Genomic DNA, 16,379 nt, shown 5'->3' with positions numbered 1-16,379 from the left:
GTCCCATCGTCGGCACATTAATAGGGTGACACCTATGATTGGTGTGGCCCTATGATTACCTCATGCCCGCCCCTCAGGAAAGCCCGCCCAGCCTGACGATGCTCACGCCCTACCTGCTGTCCAAGGTGGGCAAGGCCGCCCGCGGCCTGGTCGCCGACCGCCTGGCGGCGCGCGGCCTGCGGCTGTGGCACATGGCGGCGCTCGCCTCGCTGGCCGACCACGGACCGCAGGTCCAGCGAAGCCTCGCCTCTCGCCTCGCCGTTCACCCCAGCGACATGGCAAAGGTCCTCGACGACCTGGCCCGTCGGGACTGGGTCGACCGCACCCGCGATGCCGCCGACCGCCGCCGGGTGACGGTTGCCCTGACCGAGCGTGGGCGCGCGGTCCTCGCCGAACTGACCGCTGAGGCCGAGGCGGTCGAGGCCGAACTGCTGGCCCCGCTGGACCCGGACGACCAGGTGGCTCTGCGCCGCCTGCTGCTGCGCGTCCACGACGCTCTGCGCTGAGCGTGCCGGCGGGTGACCGTGCCCGCTGCGGGATGGTGGCGGCGGTCGAGGCCGAGCGACCGGGGCAGGAGCGGTACGGGGGTCGACAGGGCGTCAGCGGGTGGCTGTCAGCCTGTCCTCCGTGGTGGCGGGCTGCCTTGTCGGCGGAGGTCCAGCATGTAGAAGACCTTGTCGTAGCGGTGTTCACCGACGGCGACGAACTCGGGGAGACGGCCGTATTCGGTGAAGCCCAGCGACCGGTAGAGGTGCAGGGCACCGGCGTTGTCGCCACGGGCGTCCAGGGTGAGGACCTCGATGCCCGCCTCCTGGGCGTCAGCGACCAGGGCGGCGGTCAGCGCCCGACCGGTGCCACGGCCCTGGGCGGCGGCATCCACCGCGATCTTCTCCAGGTCGGCGTGGGGCCGATGGGTCGGTCGGGCGTAGCGGAGCCAGTATCCCAACCCGACGAGCCGTCGGCCGAGGTAGGCGGCACGCAGGGCCGCGTCTCCGGCCTTCACCGCGGAGATCACCTGGCCGAGGAGGGCTGCCACCTCATCCTGTGAGGGCGGGTCGACCCAGCCCAGTGCGGCACCCCCGGTCACCAAGTCCGCCAGGATGCGGTGGGCCGATTCCGCCAACCGGGCCTCCCCGTGCGGACGGGAGGTCAGCTCAATGGCGTCGAGGACGGCGAGCTCGGTGGTCCCACCGCTGGTCGTGGCCGCATTCATGACGGGGAGCCTACTCGGCTCGGCTCGGCTGAGACCCGCGCTCAAGCCTCGCTGAAGCACCGGGCGACGACGGTCGTCAGCCGGGCCGGATAATGGCGTCGTGATCAACAAGCATCTGCGCGTGGTACTGGCCGAGGATTCCGTCGTTCTACGTGACGGCATGGTCGAGCTGCTCGGCGTCCGGGGATGCGAGGTGGTGGCCACCGCCGGGACGGCGGCCGAGCTGCTCAGCGCTGTCGTCGAGCACCGGCCCCACGTAGCCGTGGTGGACATCCGGATGCCGCCCACACACACCGACGAGGGCATCCGCGCCGCCGTCGAGATCCGGGCGAAGGCACCCGAGGTCGGCATCCTGGTCTTCTCCCAGCACGTCGAGACGGCCTGGGCGTCCCGGCTGCTGGCGGGCGGCGCGGCGGGGATCGGGTACCTGCTGAAGGAACGGGTCGCCCGTACCTCCGAGTTCGTGGACGCGTTGCACCGGGTCGCCGGTGGGGGCACGGCGCTCGACCCGGAGGTGGTCACCCAGCTGATGCGTGGGGGGCCGCGCAGCCCGGTGGGCACCCTGACGCCGCGCGAGCGCGAGGTGCTGGAGCTGATGGCGCAGGGGCACTCCAACCGCTCCATCGCCGCGCTGCTGGCGGTGTCGGAGCGGGCGGTGGAGAAGCATGTCGCCGCTGTCTTCACCAAGTTCGGTCTGCGGGCGACGGACACGGACAACCGGCGGGTGAAGGCCGTCCTCACCTATCTGGGGGAAAGCGGCAGCCGGTCCGTCACAGGCGCGCCGGCAGCTCGGCGGTGACCACGGTGGGCCCGCCGGACGGGCTGTCGACCTGAAGGACGCCGTCCACCGCCGCGAGCCGCTCGGCCAGACCGGTCAGGCCGGTGCCGACGCCGAGCGCCGCGCCACCGCGGCCGTCGTCGCGCACCATCAGGCGGACCCGGCCGTCGGCCGCGCTCGCTGTGAGTTCGGCAGAGCGGGCACCACTGTGCTTGGCGACGTTGGTGAGCAGCTCGGCGGCGCAGAAGTAGACGGCCCGTTCGACCGCTTGATCGGGGCGTTCGCGCAGCTCCAGACGGACGGTGACCGGCACCGGCGAGGTGGTGGTGAGCCCCGGCAGCGCCTCGCCGAGGCCGCCGTCCAGTGCCACGGGGTGGATGCCCCGGGTGAGCCGCCGCAGCTCGGTGATGGTGTCGTCGGTCTGGCCTCGGGCGCGGTCCACCAGGGTGCGCAGCCGCCCGAGGTCCGGGCCGGTGGCAGGGGCGAGGGCGTCCTCGGTCAGCGAGAGCGTGATGGCCAGGGCGACCAGCCGGGCCTGTGTGCCGTCGTGCAGGTCGCGCTCCAGGCGGCGGAGCTGGTCGGTGTTGTCCGCGAGCAGGGTGGCGCGGGCGGTCTCCAGCTCCCGGACGCGCTGCTGGGCGCGGGCGGGGCCGAGCAGCAGCCGGGCGAGCCGCCGGTTCGCCCCGCTCAGCACCCGGACGGCGCCGGGTACCGCGGACAGCAGCACCAGGCCCAGCACCACGGAGGCGGCCTGCAGCCAGGCGGCCGGCTGCGGGCCCGGTTGCAGGAGGCGCACCCAGAGCGGAAAGCCGATCAGCCAGCCGCAGCCGAGGGGAAGCGCGACGGCGGCGGCGAACCCGAGGACACCCAGCGGCAACCGCAGCACCAGATAGAGCAGCGTCCGCCAGGCGACCGGGTCGGTCAGCGCGATGCGGCCACGGGCGACCAGGCCCACCGGGCGGGGCAGCCCGGCCGGTTCTTCGACGTGCTCGCCGAGGAGCCGGCCGACCAGGCGCCGGTGCAGCGCGCCGAAGCCCCGCGCGCCCCTCAGGGCGGCGGCCACGAACGGCAGGCCGAGCACGGTGAGCGAGAGCAGCGCGCCCGCGTACAGGACGGCGAGGGCGTAGAGGCCGCCGAGCAGCGCGAGCGGCAGCCCGACGACGGCGAAGGCCCATTCACCGACCGGTACGGAACGGTTTCGCCGCCGCTTGGCCGGGTCCGGGTCCGGGCGCCTCGCCGGCTCACCGGAAACGGGCGGCGGCGGCGAGTCGGCGGGCGGCGCGCCGGCCGCCGGCCGGCCGCCCGTTCGGGCGGGCGTCTGGTGGCGGCCCGCGTCCTCGGCGACCTGCCCGCCGCCCCGCTCAGTCACGACCACCGCCCACCAGTTCCGCCGCCGGGCCGCGAACGGCCCGCAGACCCGTGGCCAGGATGCCCGGGACGGTCAGCGCCGCCGCGCCCGCGACGATCCACCAGCAGGCAGCCACCGGGACGGACGGAACCGCCGAGCCTGTCACCGCCATGCTGAACGCCGCCGCCGCGGCACCCGCGACCACCGCACCGAGCAGGACACCCACGACCGTGGTGAGCGCCGCCTCCACCGTCAGCATGCGCATCAGCTGCGACCGGGTCGCGCCGACCAGCCGCAGCAGCGCGAACTCGCGGCGCCGGTCGGCGGTCACGGCGACCAGGGTGTTGACGGTGGAGACGGCGGCGAAGCAGACCAGCAGCGCCAGCTCGGCCTTGCGCAGCCAGACGTCCGTGGCGGAGGTGACGCCGGTCGCCATCACGCCTGCGGCGTGTTCGGCAGTACTTGTCATGATCAGCATCGTGCCCGACAAGCCCACGAGCAGCGCGACCGGTACCACCGCGGACGACAGCCGCCGCGCGTACCCCCGCAGGTTGGCGTCGGCCAGCCATCCCGCGCCGGGTGCCAGAGCCCGTACGGGCGCGCCCACCGCGGCCGCCATGACGCGCGCCACGAGCGGCCCCGCCAAGGCGACCGCGACCAGCAGCACCAGCGAACCGAGCAACGCCGCCTGCCCCGCCTTGTCCAATTGGTCCGCCGGCCGCGTCGCGGCCAGGCGCAGCAGCAGGCCGCCGCCCACCAGCGCGCCGGTCCCGGCGAGCAGGCGCGGCGCACCCGTCCGCCCGTGTTCGGTCGAGCTCGCGGTGAGGGCGGCCGCAGGCGCGATCCGGGAGATCCGGCGGGCCGCGACGGCCGAGGCCGCCAGACCGACCGCGAGCACGATGACCAGTGCGGCCGGCATCGGCACCGGGGTCCCCGGTATCCCGATGCCCGGCGCCACCATGCCCATCTGCTGCAACTCGACGAGGAAGCGACGGGCCGCCGCGGCGCCGACGAGCCAGCCCGGCACGGTCACCAGCAATGTTGTCGCGACGACCTGGCCACGCACCAGCCGCCGCACCTGACGGGGCGTCGCCGCGATGGTGCGCAGCAGGGCCAGCTCGCGGTGCTGCTGGCGGAGAGCGAAACCCAGCGCGTTGACCACGACGAAGAACGCGACCAGCACGGCGATCTCACCGAAGGCGCCGGCGATCACCATCAGGCCGGGCCCCGCGGCCGCTTTCCGGGCAGCCGCAGGTGCGGTGACATGGGCGGCGAGCAGCATCCCGAAGAGCGTCACGGTGGCGATGGCGAGGAAGAGCGCGACCGCCAGGCCGGCGAAGGCGGCCGGGCGCCGGCGCATCTGCCCGAGAGCGAGCAAGGCCATCGCGCTCACCCGCCCAGCCGGCTCAGGCGTTCGCCGACCTGGGCGGCGGTGGGCCGGTCGAGCTCGTCCACGACCAGGCCGTCGGCGAGCAGCAGCACCCGGTCCGCGTACCCGGCGGCCACCGGGTCGTGGGTCACCATCACGCAGGTCGTACCGTCCTGGTCGACCCCGGCGCGCAGCAGGGTGAGGATCTCGTGGCCGGTGGCCCGGTCGAGCGCTCCGGTCGGCTCGTCGGCGAAGAGCACCTGCGGGCGGGAGACCAGCGCCCGGGCGATCGCCACCCGCTGCTGCTGTCCACCGGACAGTTGCCCGGGACGGTGCCGCTCGCGTCCGGCCAGGCCCACCCGGTCGAGCGCGTCCAGCACCCGGCCCCGGTCGGGCCGCTCGCCGGCCAGCCGGCCGGGAAGCTCGACGTTCTGCGCGACCGTCATCGCCGGCATCAGGTTGAACGCCTGGAACACGAACCCGACCCGGCTGCGCCGCAGTTCCGCCAGCCTCCGCTCGGGCAGCCGGGACACCTCGGTGGTACCCCACCAGACGGAGCCCCGCGTGGGCCGGTCCATCCCCGCGAGGCAGTGCAGCAAGGTGGTCTTGCCGGAGCCCGACGGCCCCATCACCGCCGTGAACGTCCCCGGCGCAAGGGCCACCGACACGCCACGCAACGCCTGCACGGCGGCAGTTCCGCGCCCGTACTCACGGTGCACGTCCTCCGCCCGGGCGGCGGTTCCCATCCCGATACCTGTCGCTGTCTCAACCATGTCCTCATCCTCGGCGGACGGGGCACGACAAACGATCATGGTCACCCCCGGATCGGGGGTGCGGAAAACCGAACCCTCCAGGCGGACGGCCGCTCACGCACGGGCCCCGGCTCGTCCCGGCGGGGATCCAGGGCACGCACCGCACGTGCTACGGCATCACCGCTTGGTGACGCGGACGGTGTCGCCGGAGCCGTCGGAGCTCAGGACCTCGACGCGGACCCCGGCAAAGTGGTCCGTGAAGGACTGCCCGGCCCGGAAGGGGGCGTCGTCCAGCGGCCGGCCGCCCGCGGGAGTGGTGTGGGGATGGGCGTCCATCACCCGGACCGGGCCCTCGCCGGTCGGCACGGAGGAGTCCACCTTGTAGACGAGGGCGCCCGTCGAGCGGGCCCCCGCGTCCGTGTTGACCGCGCGCCGGGACTCGACAACGTAGGCGGTGGTCGGGCCGGTGCGTATGACGGCGATCTTGGTGCCGGTGTGGTACGCGACGGCTGTCAGGCGGACCGTGTCACTGCCCCTGGACGCCCGGCAGAGCACCTGGTCGTCGTCCGTCCAGCCGAGCTTCCACGAGTGCCAGCCGAAGTACTGCGGGCCGGCGCCGCCGATCAGGCCCATCACGTCCCAGCCGCCGGTGAAGCGGTGGGCATCGCTACCGGCGTCGAAGGCGTAGAGGTCGGGGAGGCCGAAGGTGTGGGCGGTCTCGTGACCCACCAGCCGCTGGTCCCAGCGCCACATGTCCTGGCCGAACGTCACCGCCCACTTCATACGGCTGCCGTCGGCGACGACGCCCCGCGTGCCCGGCTCGTAGATATAGGTGGGGCTGAAGGAGATGGCCGACGCGTTACGGGTGGGGACGACGTAGACCATGTCGTGGCGGGAGAAGTCGACGTACGGGTCGGCCGCCGCCACGGCGTCCTTGAGGTAGGCCTCGTGCGTCTCGTGGGTCAGCCCCCGGGCGAAGCCGTAGTCCGTGGAACGCTGCGGCATGCGCACCCACCGCTGGTACGGGGTGATGGACGGCCAGACCTTGCCGTAGGAGGCGTTCCACATCCAGTCCGCGCCGGGGGTGATCCGGGCGCCGACGGAGGCCGGGGACTCGGTGGCGGGCGCGTCGGGGAAGTCCACGAAGACCATGGCCACCCTGATGGTGCCGGTGGAGCGCTGGAAGACGGACCGGTCGGTGCCGTGTCCTTCGTCGGTCCAGCCGGTGGTGCCGGGCAGGGCGCACGCGGACGGGCCGACCACCGCCGCCGTGCCGGTGCCGGCCCGGGCGGGCGGGGTGCCCAGGAGCAGCAGGGCGGTGAGCACCAGGCAGAGCAGCGCGGGCGCCGTCGGCCCCGACCGCCAAGCAACGATTCTTCTCATGACCGCGCGAACCCCCGTCGCCGTTGCGTGTGATGGATCGCATAAGAGTGAGGGGTTTGACGCCCTGTCGGGAAGCTCACGCCGGTTCATAACATCCGCGCTATGGATCTTGAACTACGCCATCTGCGAGTGGTGTGCGCGATCGAGGACGCCGGCAGCCTGACCCGCGCGGCGACGGCGTTGAGCATGTCCCAGCCGGCGCTCAGCGCCCAGCTGCGGCGCATCGAGACCATGCTCGGCGGGGCGCTCTTCGACCGCCGCCAGGCGGGCGTGGTGCCCACGGGGTTCGGAGAGCTGGTGCTGGCGCGGGCGCGGGCCATCCTGCCGGGCGTCGACGGCCTGCTGGCCGACGCCTCCCGCGTGACCCGCCACCTCGACGCGCCCCACCGGGTCCGCGTCGGCTCGGTGGGTGCTCCCCTGCTGGGCCATCTGCTCCTGGCGATCCGCGCGTCGCTGCCCGGGGCCGAGGTGACCGCGCGCTGCGGGCCGTGCCCGGCGCCGCTGCTCGAGGACCTCGCGGCGGGGCGCCTGGAGGCGGCGGTCCTCGGCGACCATCCCGGCCAGGAGCTCTCCCCGCCGGACGGCGTCGAGCTGCGCCCGCTGGTCACCGCGCCCGTCTTCGCCCTGCTCCCGTCGGCCCACCCGCTGGCCGCGCGGGAGGAGGTGGAGCTCAGCCGGCTCGTGGAGGAGGACTGGGCGGCGCCCCGCCCCGGCAGCGACCGTACGCGGGAGTACTGGTCCTCCGCCTTCTCCCTGACGGGCCGCAGGCCCCGGATCCCCTACGAGGCGGAGGGCCGGCAGCTCATCGAGATCGTGCGGGCGGGCCTGGCCGTGAGCCTCTGCCAGGCCACGTTCATCGAGGTCCCGGGCGTCACGGTGCGCCCCTTGGCCGGTGATCCGCTGTGGTACCGCCATGTGCTGGCCTGGTGCGCGGACGGACCGCTCGCCGCGCACGGCGACGAGATCATGCGCAAGGTCGGCGCGGGCTATCTCGCCGGCTGCGCGAGCAGCCCCGTGTATGCGCGGTGGCGTGAACGTCATCCCAGGTCAGCGCAGTTGGCACGGTAGTCCGGGGCTTCGGCCGAACTCCCCGGAATCCATCCCTCCGTTCACGCCTTCCGGAAATCGGATGGTTCTGAGGGGTTGTCAGTGCCATTTCACATTACTACGTTACGCATCACATGCCGCCCCACTGGCCCCTCAGATACCACCCGTAACAGGGCGGTTGATGTCCGGTGCGTCGGCGCCTTCCGGCGTACGCGCCCTCTTCCGGCGCGCACGCCACTCACCTCCCACACAGCACGTCACTCCACCTCCCACACAGGAGTTCATCGGTGTTCCACTCCACCACCGTGCGCAGATCCCTGCTCACCACCGCCATAGCGGTGACCCTCTGCGCCACGGCCGTCCAGACCGGCCACGCGGACTCCCCCACCCCCGCGAAGCCTTCCGCCGCCCCCACCGCGGCCGTACGGCACGACACCCCCACGCCCAACCCCTTCGACGAGGTCACCCGCCTCGCCAAGGCCCCCCAGGCAGGCATGGCGAAGCCCACCGCGCCGCGCGACCTCTCGGGCGGCAGCGTCCCGGGCCCCGGCAAGGCCAAGCCCAAGGACGCCAAGGCCAAGGGCCTGGCGAAGCCCGCCCCGCGCGTCACCATCGCCGGCGCCGGCGTGCCCTGCACCGTCGACGGCATATCCAGGCTGAGCCCCGAGCAGTTCGCCGACTTCCTCATGGACCCGGCCGTCACCGCCGACGGCTGCCTGCGCGACGTCCTGTGGACGTGGGACACGCGGATGACCCGGGTCTTCTCCAGGGAGAACGTCCGCGCCGTGGCCCTGCGCGCCGAGCGGTACGGCTACTGGCACGACGGGAAGAACACCTCCCACCTGCTGGAGATGTTCACCTACCTGCACGCGGCGGCCTACCACGACTTCTCGCGCGACGAGATCGACCTCACCGACCAGCAGACCGTCGAGGCCGTACGCCGCGCCGTCCACTACTTCGGCATCGGCTCCCGCACCTTCGACGCCACCGACACCAACGGCGAGACCCTCCGCGAGGCATTCTTCGCCGCCAGCACCCCGGAGCTGCGGCAGCACCAGCTCCCGCTGATGAAGCGGACGCTGGCCATGATGGACGCCTCCCACCCCGAGACCGCCAAGAGCACATCCTGGGCCGCCGCCACGTGGGGCGCGCTGTCCGTGGGCTACCTGGGCGTCTACAACCGGGACCCGGGCTTCCACGCGGCCGTGGCCGCCGACCCCGCCTACCGCGCCGCGCTCAAGGCCTTCGCCGGCTACACCCACCTCAAGGGCACGGACAACGCCTGGGTGGTCCGCGACGCGGTCAACGAGTACGGCCGGCTCGGCCAGGTCGACGCGATCAAGGGCGAGGTCACCTCCTCGCTGGGCGGGCTGCTGGACACCGTCGTCCGCAACTTCGGCCAGGGCAGCGAGCCCTGGGGCAAGGTCGTGACCTGGCTCAACGAGTTCGGCGCCTGCAAGCAGTACGGGGTGTGCAAGGCGGACATCGACCGCCGCATCTTCCCGAACACGTACACCTACGACAACGGCGGCATCAAGGTCCGCACCGCGCTCCCCCGCGAGACCGTCGACCGGCTGTACTACGCGAGCAAGCAGGTCAAGGCGCAGTACCACCGCGTCCTGGGCACCGAGCAGCCGCTGGCGGGCGACACCAACTCCGCACTCACCATCGTGCTGTACGCCTCGCGCGCGGACTACGAGATCTACCACCCGCTGCTGACGGGCATGGACACCAAGAACGGCGGCATCTACATCGAGAACGGCGCCACCTTCTACACGTACGAGCGCCGTGTGCCGCAGGACTCCACGCTCACGCTGGAAGAGCTCTTCCGCCACGAGTACACCCACTACCTCAACGGCCGCTGGGCGGTGCCCGGCTCGTTCGGCGAGGGCGCCTGGTACCAGAACGACCGCACGACGGCCATGGACGAGGGCACGGCGGAGTTCTTCGCGGGCGCCTCGCGCGACGACGGCGTCAAGGTGCGCAAGTCGCTGGTGCAGGGCATCATCAACGACACGGCGGGCGGCAAGCCACGCATGACCGTCGACCAGCTGCTGCACGCCGAGTACGAGCGCGACGGCTTCCGGTTCTACAACTACGCCGGCACATTCTACGAGTTCCTGTGGACCGAACGCCCCTCGCAGCTCCGCGAGATGTACGGCTACCTGCGCGCGAACGACGTGGCGGGCTTCGACGCCTGGCGCAACCGCATGGGCCGCGACTGGTATGTGCAGCGCGACTACAACGCGTTCCTGGACAAGCAGATCGGCAAGGTCAAGGACCTGTTCGTGCCGGCCACCACGTTCACCCCGGTGAACGGGCTGAGGGACGCCTCGGCTGCCGCGGTCCGCTCGTCCTTCGCCGCCGCGACGGGACAGACGCCCGACTGCAAGACGGCCGGTTCCGCCGACCGCCCCCGGTTCGTATGCACCGGCCGCGTCACCGCGAACCTCAGCAACCCCGGCAACGCGGACCTGGTCTTCAAGGACATGTCCGAGACGGTCGACTACTTCATCCTCGACCGCGCCAAGACGGGCGCCAACAACTTCGCCGACATGAACTGCTCCTTCGGCAAGGTCGACATGTGGTCCGACCGCCGCGCGGGCTCGGCGGACTTCAGCTGCGAGGGCCCGCTACGGAAGTGAGCGCGGCCCCGAGGGCCGGGCCCCGGCCCGGCCCTCGGGGGGCGTTCATCGCCCCCGCTGTGCGGCGGGTCGGGCTAGTCTCCGTCCGGACTCGTATCGGCCGTGCGCAGTGTCTGGCTGGCGGCCAGTTCCCGGTAGGTGGCGCTGGTGGTGAGGAGTTCCTCGTGGTGGCCGACGGCGAGGGTGCGGCCGGTGCCGAGTACGTAGATCCGGTCGGCGTGCTGCACCGTGGAGAGCCGGTGCGCGATCACGAGGAGTGCGCACTCCTGGGCGATGTCCTTCAGTACCCGGCTCAGGGCGGCTTCGTTGATGGCGTCGAGGTGTGAGGTGGGTTCGTCCAGCAGAAGGAGGGTGGGGCGGGTGAGCAGGGCGCGGGCCAGGGCGACTCGTTGTCGTTCCCCTGCCGAGAGGGTGCTGCCCCGTTCGCCGAGCATGCCGTCCAGTCCGCCGGGGAGACGCTCGACTACGTGGTGGAGGTTGGCCAGGTCGATGACCCTCTCCACCTCTTGGGGAGTCGCCGTGGGCATGGCGTAGGCGATGTTGTCCCGGAGCGTGCCGTGGACGACGTGCGTGTTCTGGTCGACGACGGCGATGCGCGCCCGGCATTCCGCGCGGCTGAGTTCCGGCGCGGGTCGTCCGTCGAACAGCAGCGTCCCGGAGTCCGGCTCGTAGAACCTCGCGACCAAAGCGAAGATCGTGCTCTTCCCGGCGCCCGACCTGCCGACCAGGGCGACCTGCTGCCGGTGCGGTACAGAGAGGGAGACGCCGCGCAGAACCTGCCGGTCGGGGCGGTATCCGAACCAGACGTCGTCCAGCGCGAGGGCGTTGTCCCCCGCCTTGATCACCGTCCCTTCTCCGCCGGTTTCACGGAGTGCGGGCGGCGCCTGAGACGGCCGGTCCTGCCTGTGCGACGCAGGTGTCTCAGCGGCCTTCTCCGATACCGGTAATGGGACCGGCTTCGTTCCCGCGGTGACAGGTCGTTCGGGTTCCGCTTGGAGGGCGAGGGCTTCGTCGATCCGTTGGTAGGCGCCCATGCCCCGCTGGATCAGGCCGACCGCGCGGAACACCGACGACAGCGGGACGACCAGGTAGGAGGCGTAGAGCAGGAAGGCGACCAGGTCGCCCAGGGAGTTGGCGTGCCCGTTCACGCGCAGGCCGCCGATGACCAGGACGAGGAGGAAGGACCCCTGTACGGCGAGTTCGACCGCCGGGCTCATCACCGACGCCAACCGCGCCGTGCGGACTCCCGCACCGTATGCCGCGTCGACGGACACCCCGATGCGTTCGGCTTCGCGTGCCTCGGCCCGGTGGACGCGCACCATGGGCAGCGCCCCCAGGGCCCGTTCGAGCTCGGCGGCGATCGCCCCCACGGCGCCTTGCATGCGCTCGGCGGCCGCCCGGATCCCTGCCAGCAGTGAGGTGACGACCAGGGCCGCGACGGCGATGGTCACCGTGACCAGGAGCAGCAGGAGCGGATCGATCCACACCATCAGCGCCACGGCGCCCACGGCGACGAGGGAGCCGGTCACCAGGTCCACCAGTGCCTGGGAGGCGACCTCGCGCAGCAGCGTGGTGTCGGCGGTGACCCGGGAGATCAGGTCGCCGGTGCGGTGCCGGTCGTACTCCCTCATCTCCAGCCTCAGCAGGTGGCCCACCAGGCTGTGGCGCAGCGCCCGCACGATGCGTTCTCCCATGCGTTCCAGGACGAAGCGGCCCACCGCGCCCGTCGCCGCCTCGGCGACGAAGAGGGCCGCCAGGAACAGCAGAGGCCACCCGATGCGGCCGCTTGCGGTCGCGTCCACGATCGACTTGGCGACGAGCGGCTGCGCCAGACCCAGCACGGAGCCCACCAGAGTGAGCACGGTGGCGACGGTCATCGAGGACCGGTGTCCGTTGGTGAGCCGGAACATGACGACGACCGCGCCCCGCGCGGAGCCGCCCCCCTTGCCCTGGGGCTTCCTACCCACCTCCCCCACTCCCCCCGTCGCTCCTCACCGATCCCCCCGCACGGTCGGGGCCACGGTCATCAGGCGGGCGAAGTAGTCGTCCGGTACCCCCTCGTCCACGAGATGGCCGTCGGTCTCCACCCAGGCGTGCGCGGTGAACGGCGGCACGACGCGCACCCCGGTGCACCACGTCGGCCAGGTGCCCCGGAGCCGGCACAACAGGGCGGCGCCCAGGGAGCGCGGGAGACAGCCGCGGGGGCCGGCGCAGAAGAGGCTGACCGCGCATATGGCGTCCCGGGCGGACTTCGCCTGTGCGGCGGAGGCCGGCCTGGCGCCGCGTCGCACCACCTCCAGCACCGCCTGAATCCTGCCTGGCGGCAGAAGGGACAGGGCCAGGGCTGCGATCAGGACGCAGCGCGCCGCCATCCTGCGCGTGAGAGGTACGCCGGTGGGCCGGTGCAATGCGCTGGGAGTGCTCATCAGGCAGCCAGCCCCGCTTCCCGCAACTGCGCGATGAGAGCCGCGACGTCCTGAGCCGCCTGAGCGTGGTCGACGGCGAACTCCGCGACGACCGCGTCGACCGCGTCCGCTTCCTCACCGCCTTCCATCAGAGTGCGGACCACGAGCGTGCCGGTGGGGTTGAGTTCCCAGTACTGACCGCTGCGCCGGTCGAGCAGGACCGTTCCGTAGTCGGTCCGGGCCGTGGAGACATCGGTGCCGAATCGCAGTGCCATGTGCGTGAGTCCCTCTCTACGTACGGGGAAGGTTGCGCAGCCATACCTCGCAGGCGATCGTGGAATACAAGATCGCGTCCTGCAGCCCCGGTGTGGAGGGCCGTTGGGCCAGCGACCGCAAGGCGTCACCGTCGACCAGGCCGAGCCGGGCCAGGTGGGAGTCCTCCCACAGTTTCATCAGGTCGCCCCGGTGCTCACGCAGCCCGTTGGACGCGTCCATCGAGGCGTGGGCCTTGTTGCTGCGCCGCAAGCACACGTCGGGTACGACGCCGCTCATCGCGGCCGCGAGCAGCGGCTTGTAGGCCCAGGGCGTGACCCGCTCTGCCGGGTTGACGGCCAGGCATGCCTCGATCACCCGGTCGTCGAAGAACGGTGAGGCCATCGGCACACCGGCCCGCGCGGCCATGCGATCCCACTGCCGCACGATGCGCGTGCAGATCCGGATCTGTTCCATGTCTCCGTGCATGCCCCGGTCGGGATGCAACGGCTCGGCCTGTGCCGCCGCCTCGCGCAGGAGCCGCGCCACGGTGTGCGCCGCGTCAGGTGTGACCCAGTCGAAGAGGCGGGGCGGGGTGCCCCAGCCGAGAGCGCCGCTGACCGTGGAGGACATCGGCTCGCGCAACTGTCGCCCGCTGGACGCGAGCCATTGGCCGTAGGGCCGGGAGTCCGCCAGCACCCGCACCGTGTCCCCCAGGGGCCATTGGAACAAGGTCTTGAAGCCCCGGAGCTGTCGCAAGGCCAGCAGGGGGCGGGTGCGCACCATGCGGTGGTAGTACGCCTCGGAGCACCAGGCGACGTGGTCGCCGCCGATGCCGGTGAGGTGCAGGCGGCTGCCGCGCCGGGCCATCTCCGGCAGGTGGTGCAGGACCCGCGCCCGGTCCATGACCCCGATGGTCGGTTCGTCCAGGAGGTCGTCGATGGTCAGCAGGTCGGTGTAGACCAGGGGGGATTCGTCGGCGTCCCAGACCACGTGCTCGATGCCGGGGAGGAAGCCGGCTGCCTGCTCGGCCCAGTACAGGTCGCTGTCGGCGGGGTCACGCCCCGGCCAGGTGCTGGCCACGACGTGTGCCGGCGAGGTGGCGGCCAGGAAGCAGATCGAGGTGGAGTCGAGCCCACCGGACAGGTCGCAACTGACCACCCCGCCCTCCCGCGTGCGGACGCCGACGGCCTCGGCCAGCGCCTGGCGTACCAGCGGTGCGCCGTCGGCGAGGGAGCGCGTGGGCTCGGGCGGCGCCCACCACCGCGAACGCCGGACCGTACGTCCGTCGGACGCGACGATCAGCGCCTCCTCGGGAGCCACTGCCGTGACGCCGCGCCACAGTGACCTCTCGAACAACGGGTAGGGCACCGGCCACAGCAGCCGGACGGCGAGTTGTTCCTCGTCCGGTCCGGTACCGATCGCGGCGGCGAGCACGTCCGCGCTGGTGGCAGCCACGTGTACGCCGTCGACGGGCGCGTGGAACACCAGGCGCAGGCCGGACGCGGTGCCCTGCACGCGCGTCTGCCCGTCGAGCGAAGCCACCAGGTGGAAGCTGCCCGGCAGGGAACGGGCCAGCCTGTCGAGCGCGGTCAGGTCATCCAACCTGGCGACGTGACGTTGGAGTTCGCCCTGTTCGACGGAACAACAGCCCACCAGGGCGATGGCTGTCCGGCCGGCGCGCGCGGTGACGATCTCCTGGTCGCTCCAGCGGCCGATCAGCCACGGCCGTCCGGAAGAGTGGGTAAGGACACGGGTCTCGGGGCGGAGGAAGAAGCGGGCCGCGGTGGCCGCGCCCTCGCAGTCCGGCAGGACTACGAAGTGCGCGTCACCGGGGCCCACTCCCTCCGTCTCATGCGACGGCAGCATGGCTACGAATCAGCCGACGCCTCAGTTCTTGCTGAGGACCAGACGGTCGTTGCCGCTGCTCCGCAGGAGCCCGGTCTTCTGGCGGAACGTGCCGAGCCGGGCGAGCGTCGGGGCCTCGTAAGCCTTCTTCATGACATCTCCTCGGTTTCGTTGCGCCTACTCCCTGACCGATTCGGAGCCGACATGCACAGACCCCTGTCTCGGCGAATACAGCGCAAACCCTTATGCGCCCAGGGAGTTGAACGTATTAAAAGACTAACGCCACCTCCAGGGAGCCCCGCAACCCCAGTCAGGAATTGACGGTACCACTTACAGAAACCGCACACTTGGCGCGAGCGCATGATGCGCGAGGGACTGAAGCAGCCCAAGTGGATTCCTCACCCAAACAGGAGTCCACATGAAACCGAAAAAGGTTACGAGAGGCGCATTGAGGTTCGACGGAATAGCGTCGCGAGACGGGGGCGGGCATCAACCCGGCCTTAATTTAACCTTCCGGCAGATAAACAGGGCCCGGGCCCGTGGAGCCTGCTGCGGCGGGGCGAGGGGGTGAGTCACGACGGCCGCCGGGCCCACGAGTTCAGCGAGAAACGGGCCGAGACTCGACCTCGCCGCCCTCCGCCCCCGCCAGGCACAGTGTGGCGTGAGGGTGATCATGCGTCATGCTGTCGGTGTCATCATCACGGCCGCTGCGATCGTCGGAATCCTGGCGCCATCAGCCAGTGCTGAGACCAGACTGTCCCTGGGGGCCGCTCAGATAGTCGCACTCCTCACTGTTCCGATCTCGATCTGTGGCAGAACCGCTGTCGTATCCGGCATCGTCGGCATTAACTGCTCGTCATAGCAGTCCTTCTAAAACGCCGACCTCAATAGCAGATGCAGGTGCAGGGGCCGTTCAGGAGATGGCGAGCGCCAGGCGGGCCTGGCGGGTTGGGTGACTGACCTCCCAGCACACCCTGAAAGTCGTGTCGCGAGTTCACTGGTCTCCTGTGCGAGGGTGGGCGTCGCCCCAGCCCATCGCGACCTGGATGACTGCGTGCACCCGTATGGTCCATTCACGTCCGTCTAACGCCCTTCCTTCCGAATCATTCCGGTTGATCTCTACCTGGGCTGAGAGGCCAGTTCGAGGGCCGGCCGACACCCGGCGAGGTGGAGCAGTTTTCGCGCCTGGACGAGCCGGCCCTGGAGGCAGCGATGGCGAAGCGGTCTCCCGTGGACCGGCGCGGTTTCGCCGTTGTGTGATCCTGGGTACGGACGGCCCACTGCACGCCGGGGCGGGCGACCGGATCCCCTGATCGCATCCCGGGCTCCGGCGTCGGCA

General features: G+C 71.6%; 14 protein-coding genes. 4 read left to right on the top strand and 10 right to left on the bottom strand.

Annotated elements, in window-relative coordinates:
* Window positions 1–62: 62 nt before the first annotated feature.
* Window positions 63–506 carry a MarR family winged helix-turn-helix transcriptional regulator gene (locus ABZ956_RS07755; protein ID WP_361888485.1) on the top strand — a complete coding sequence of 148 codons (444 nt, stop codon included), beginning with the start codon at window positions 63–65 and terminating at the stop codon, window positions 504–506.
* A 107-nt stretch (window positions 507–613) separates the two neighbouring features.
* Here ABZ956_RS07755 and ABZ956_RS07750 read toward each other — a convergent pair whose 3' ends face one another.
* Window positions 614–1,213: an N-acetyltransferase gene (locus ABZ956_RS07750; RefSeq protein WP_361888482.1), complete on the bottom strand. Its 600-nt coding sequence runs from the start codon at window positions 1,211–1,213 to the stop codon at window positions 614–616.
* A gap of 100 nt (window positions 1,214–1,313) precedes the next feature.
* Between ABZ956_RS07750 and ABZ956_RS07745 the strand changes: the two genes are divergently transcribed.
* A complete protein-coding gene (locus ABZ956_RS07745) occupies window positions 1,314–2,012 on the top strand; it encodes a response regulator transcription factor (RefSeq protein WP_361888480.1) in 699 nt (232 codons plus the stop codon).
* Here the strand turns inward: ABZ956_RS07745 and ABZ956_RS07740 are convergent.
* From ABZ956_RS07740 to ABZ956_RS07725, 4 genes are all read right to left on the bottom strand, one after another.
* Window positions 1,984–3,360 (bottom strand): sensor domain-containing protein, encoded by a 1,377-nt coding sequence (locus ABZ956_RS07740; RefSeq protein ID WP_361888478.1) that lies wholly within the window; start codon window positions 3,358–3,360, stop codon window positions 1,984–1,986. The genes ABZ956_RS07745 and ABZ956_RS07740 overlap by 29 nt on opposite strands.
* The gene (locus tag ABZ956_RS07735; protein WP_361888476.1) at window positions 3,353–4,723 is read right to left on the bottom strand and encodes an FtsX-like permease family protein; all 1,371 of its coding nucleotides are present in this window, start codon (window positions 4,721–4,723) and stop codon (window positions 3,353–3,355) included. Before ABZ956_RS07735 ends, ABZ956_RS07740 begins: the two co-directional genes overlap by 8 nt.
* Before the next feature lie 5 nt (window positions 4,724–4,728).
* Window positions 4,729–5,481 (bottom strand): ABC transporter ATP-binding protein, encoded by a 753-nt coding sequence (locus ABZ956_RS07730; protein WP_361888473.1) that lies wholly within the window; start codon window positions 5,479–5,481, stop codon window positions 4,729–4,731.
* A gap of 156 nt (window positions 5,482–5,637) precedes the next feature.
* Entirely contained in the window at window positions 5,638–6,843 is a 1,206-nt protein-coding gene (locus tag ABZ956_RS07725) for a peptidase M6 (RefSeq protein WP_361888471.1), read from the bottom strand.
* A 102-nt stretch (window positions 6,844–6,945) separates the two neighbouring features.
* Here ABZ956_RS07725 and ABZ956_RS07720 point away from each other — a divergent pair, with 102 nt between their 5' ends.
* Both ABZ956_RS07720 and ABZ956_RS07715 read left to right on the top strand, forming a co-directional pair.
* Window positions 6,946–7,911: a LysR family transcriptional regulator gene (locus ABZ956_RS07720; RefSeq protein WP_361888468.1), complete on the top strand. Its 966-nt coding sequence runs from the start codon at window positions 6,946–6,948 to the stop codon at window positions 7,909–7,911.
* 266 nt (window positions 7,912–8,177) lie between these two features.
* A complete protein-coding gene (locus ABZ956_RS07715; protein ID WP_361888465.1) occupies window positions 8,178–10,535 on the top strand; it encodes a collagenase in 2,358 nt (785 codons plus the stop codon).
* 74 nt (window positions 10,536–10,609) lie between these two features.
* Here ABZ956_RS07715 and ABZ956_RS07710 read toward each other — a convergent pair whose 3' ends face one another.
* The 5 genes from ABZ956_RS07710 to ABZ956_RS07690 form a co-directional block, all read right to left on the bottom strand.
* Window positions 10,610–12,445 carry an ABC transporter ATP-binding protein gene (locus ABZ956_RS07710; RefSeq protein WP_361889396.1) on the bottom strand — a complete coding sequence of 612 codons (1,836 nt, stop codon included), beginning with the start codon at window positions 12,443–12,445 and terminating at the stop codon, window positions 10,610–10,612.
* Window positions 12,446–12,526: 81 nt separating this feature from the next.
* Complete coding sequence (locus ABZ956_RS07705) at window positions 12,527–12,961, bottom strand: lasso peptide biosynthesis B2 protein (protein ID WP_361888463.1); 435 nt, start codon at window positions 12,959–12,961, stop codon at window positions 12,527–12,529.
* Window positions 12,961–13,215, bottom strand: a complete 255-nt coding sequence (locus ABZ956_RS07700; RefSeq protein ID WP_361888460.1) for a lasso peptide biosynthesis PqqD family chaperone — start codon at window positions 13,213–13,215, stop codon at window positions 12,961–12,963. Before ABZ956_RS07700 ends, ABZ956_RS07705 begins: the two co-directional genes overlap by 1 nt.
* Window positions 13,216–13,231: 16 nt before the next feature.
* Window positions 13,232–15,061: a lasso peptide isopeptide bond-forming cyclase gene (locus tag ABZ956_RS07695; RefSeq protein ID WP_361888457.1), complete on the bottom strand. Its 1,830-nt coding sequence runs from the start codon at window positions 15,059–15,061 to the stop codon at window positions 13,232–13,234.
* Between the two features lie 21 nt (window positions 15,062–15,082).
* The gene (locus tag ABZ956_RS07690; RefSeq protein WP_361888455.1) at window positions 15,083–15,193 is read right to left on the bottom strand and encodes a keywimysin-related RiPP; all 111 of its coding nucleotides are present in this window, start codon (window positions 15,191–15,193) and stop codon (window positions 15,083–15,085) included.
* Between the last annotated feature and the right edge of the window lie 1,186 nt (window positions 15,194–16,379).

This window comes from Streptomyces sp. NPDC046261 (assembly GCF_040646235.1).
Taxonomy (GTDB): Bacteria; Actinomycetota; Actinomycetes; order Streptomycetales; family Streptomycetaceae; genus Streptomyces.
The sequence above is the reverse complement of the archived record's forward strand: the minus strand, read 5'-3'. Positions and strand labels throughout refer to the sequence as shown.

Excerpts from the sequence above, each read along its gene's own strand:
- ABZ956_RS07700 (WP_361888460.1), bottom strand. The coding sequence starts at position 13,215 with ATGGCACTGCGATTCGGCACCGATGTCTCCACGGCCCGGACCGACTAC.
- ABZ956_RS07730 (WP_361888473.1), bottom strand. The coding sequence starts at position 5,481 with ATGGTTGAGACAGCGACAGGTATCGGGATGGGAACCGCCGCCCGGGCG.
- ABZ956_RS07695 (WP_361888457.1), bottom strand. The coding sequence starts at position 15,061 with ATGCTGCCGTCGCATGAGACGGAGGGAGTGGGCCCCGGTGACGCGCAC.
- ABZ956_RS07705 (WP_361888463.1), bottom strand. The coding sequence starts at position 12,961 with ATGAGCACTCCCAGCGCATTGCACCGGCCCACCGGCGTACCTCTCACG.
- ABZ956_RS07690 (WP_361888455.1), bottom strand. The coding sequence starts at position 15,193 with ATGAAGAAGGCTTACGAGGCCCCGACGCTCGCCCGGCTCGGCACGTTC.
- ABZ956_RS07725 (WP_361888471.1), bottom strand. The coding sequence starts at position 6,843 with ATGAGAAGAATCGTTGCTTGGCGGTCGGGGCCGACGGCGCCCGCGCTG.
- ABZ956_RS07720 (WP_361888468.1), top strand. The coding sequence starts at position 6,946 with ATGGATCTTGAACTACGCCATCTGCGAGTGGTGTGCGCGATCGAGGAC.
- ABZ956_RS07735 (WP_361888476.1), bottom strand. The coding sequence starts at position 4,723 with ATGGCCTTGCTCGCTCTCGGGCAGATGCGCCGGCGCCCGGCCGCCTTC.
- ABZ956_RS07750 (WP_361888482.1), bottom strand. The coding sequence starts at position 1,213 with ATGAATGCGGCCACGACCAGCGGTGGGACCACCGAGCTCGCCGTCCTC.
- ABZ956_RS07710 (WP_361889396.1), bottom strand. The coding sequence starts at position 12,445 with ATGTTCCGGCTCACCAACGGACACCGGTCCTCGATGACCGTCGCCACC.
- ABZ956_RS07755 (WP_361888485.1), top strand. The coding sequence starts at position 63 with ATGCCCGCCCCTCAGGAAAGCCCGCCCAGCCTGACGATGCTCACGCCC.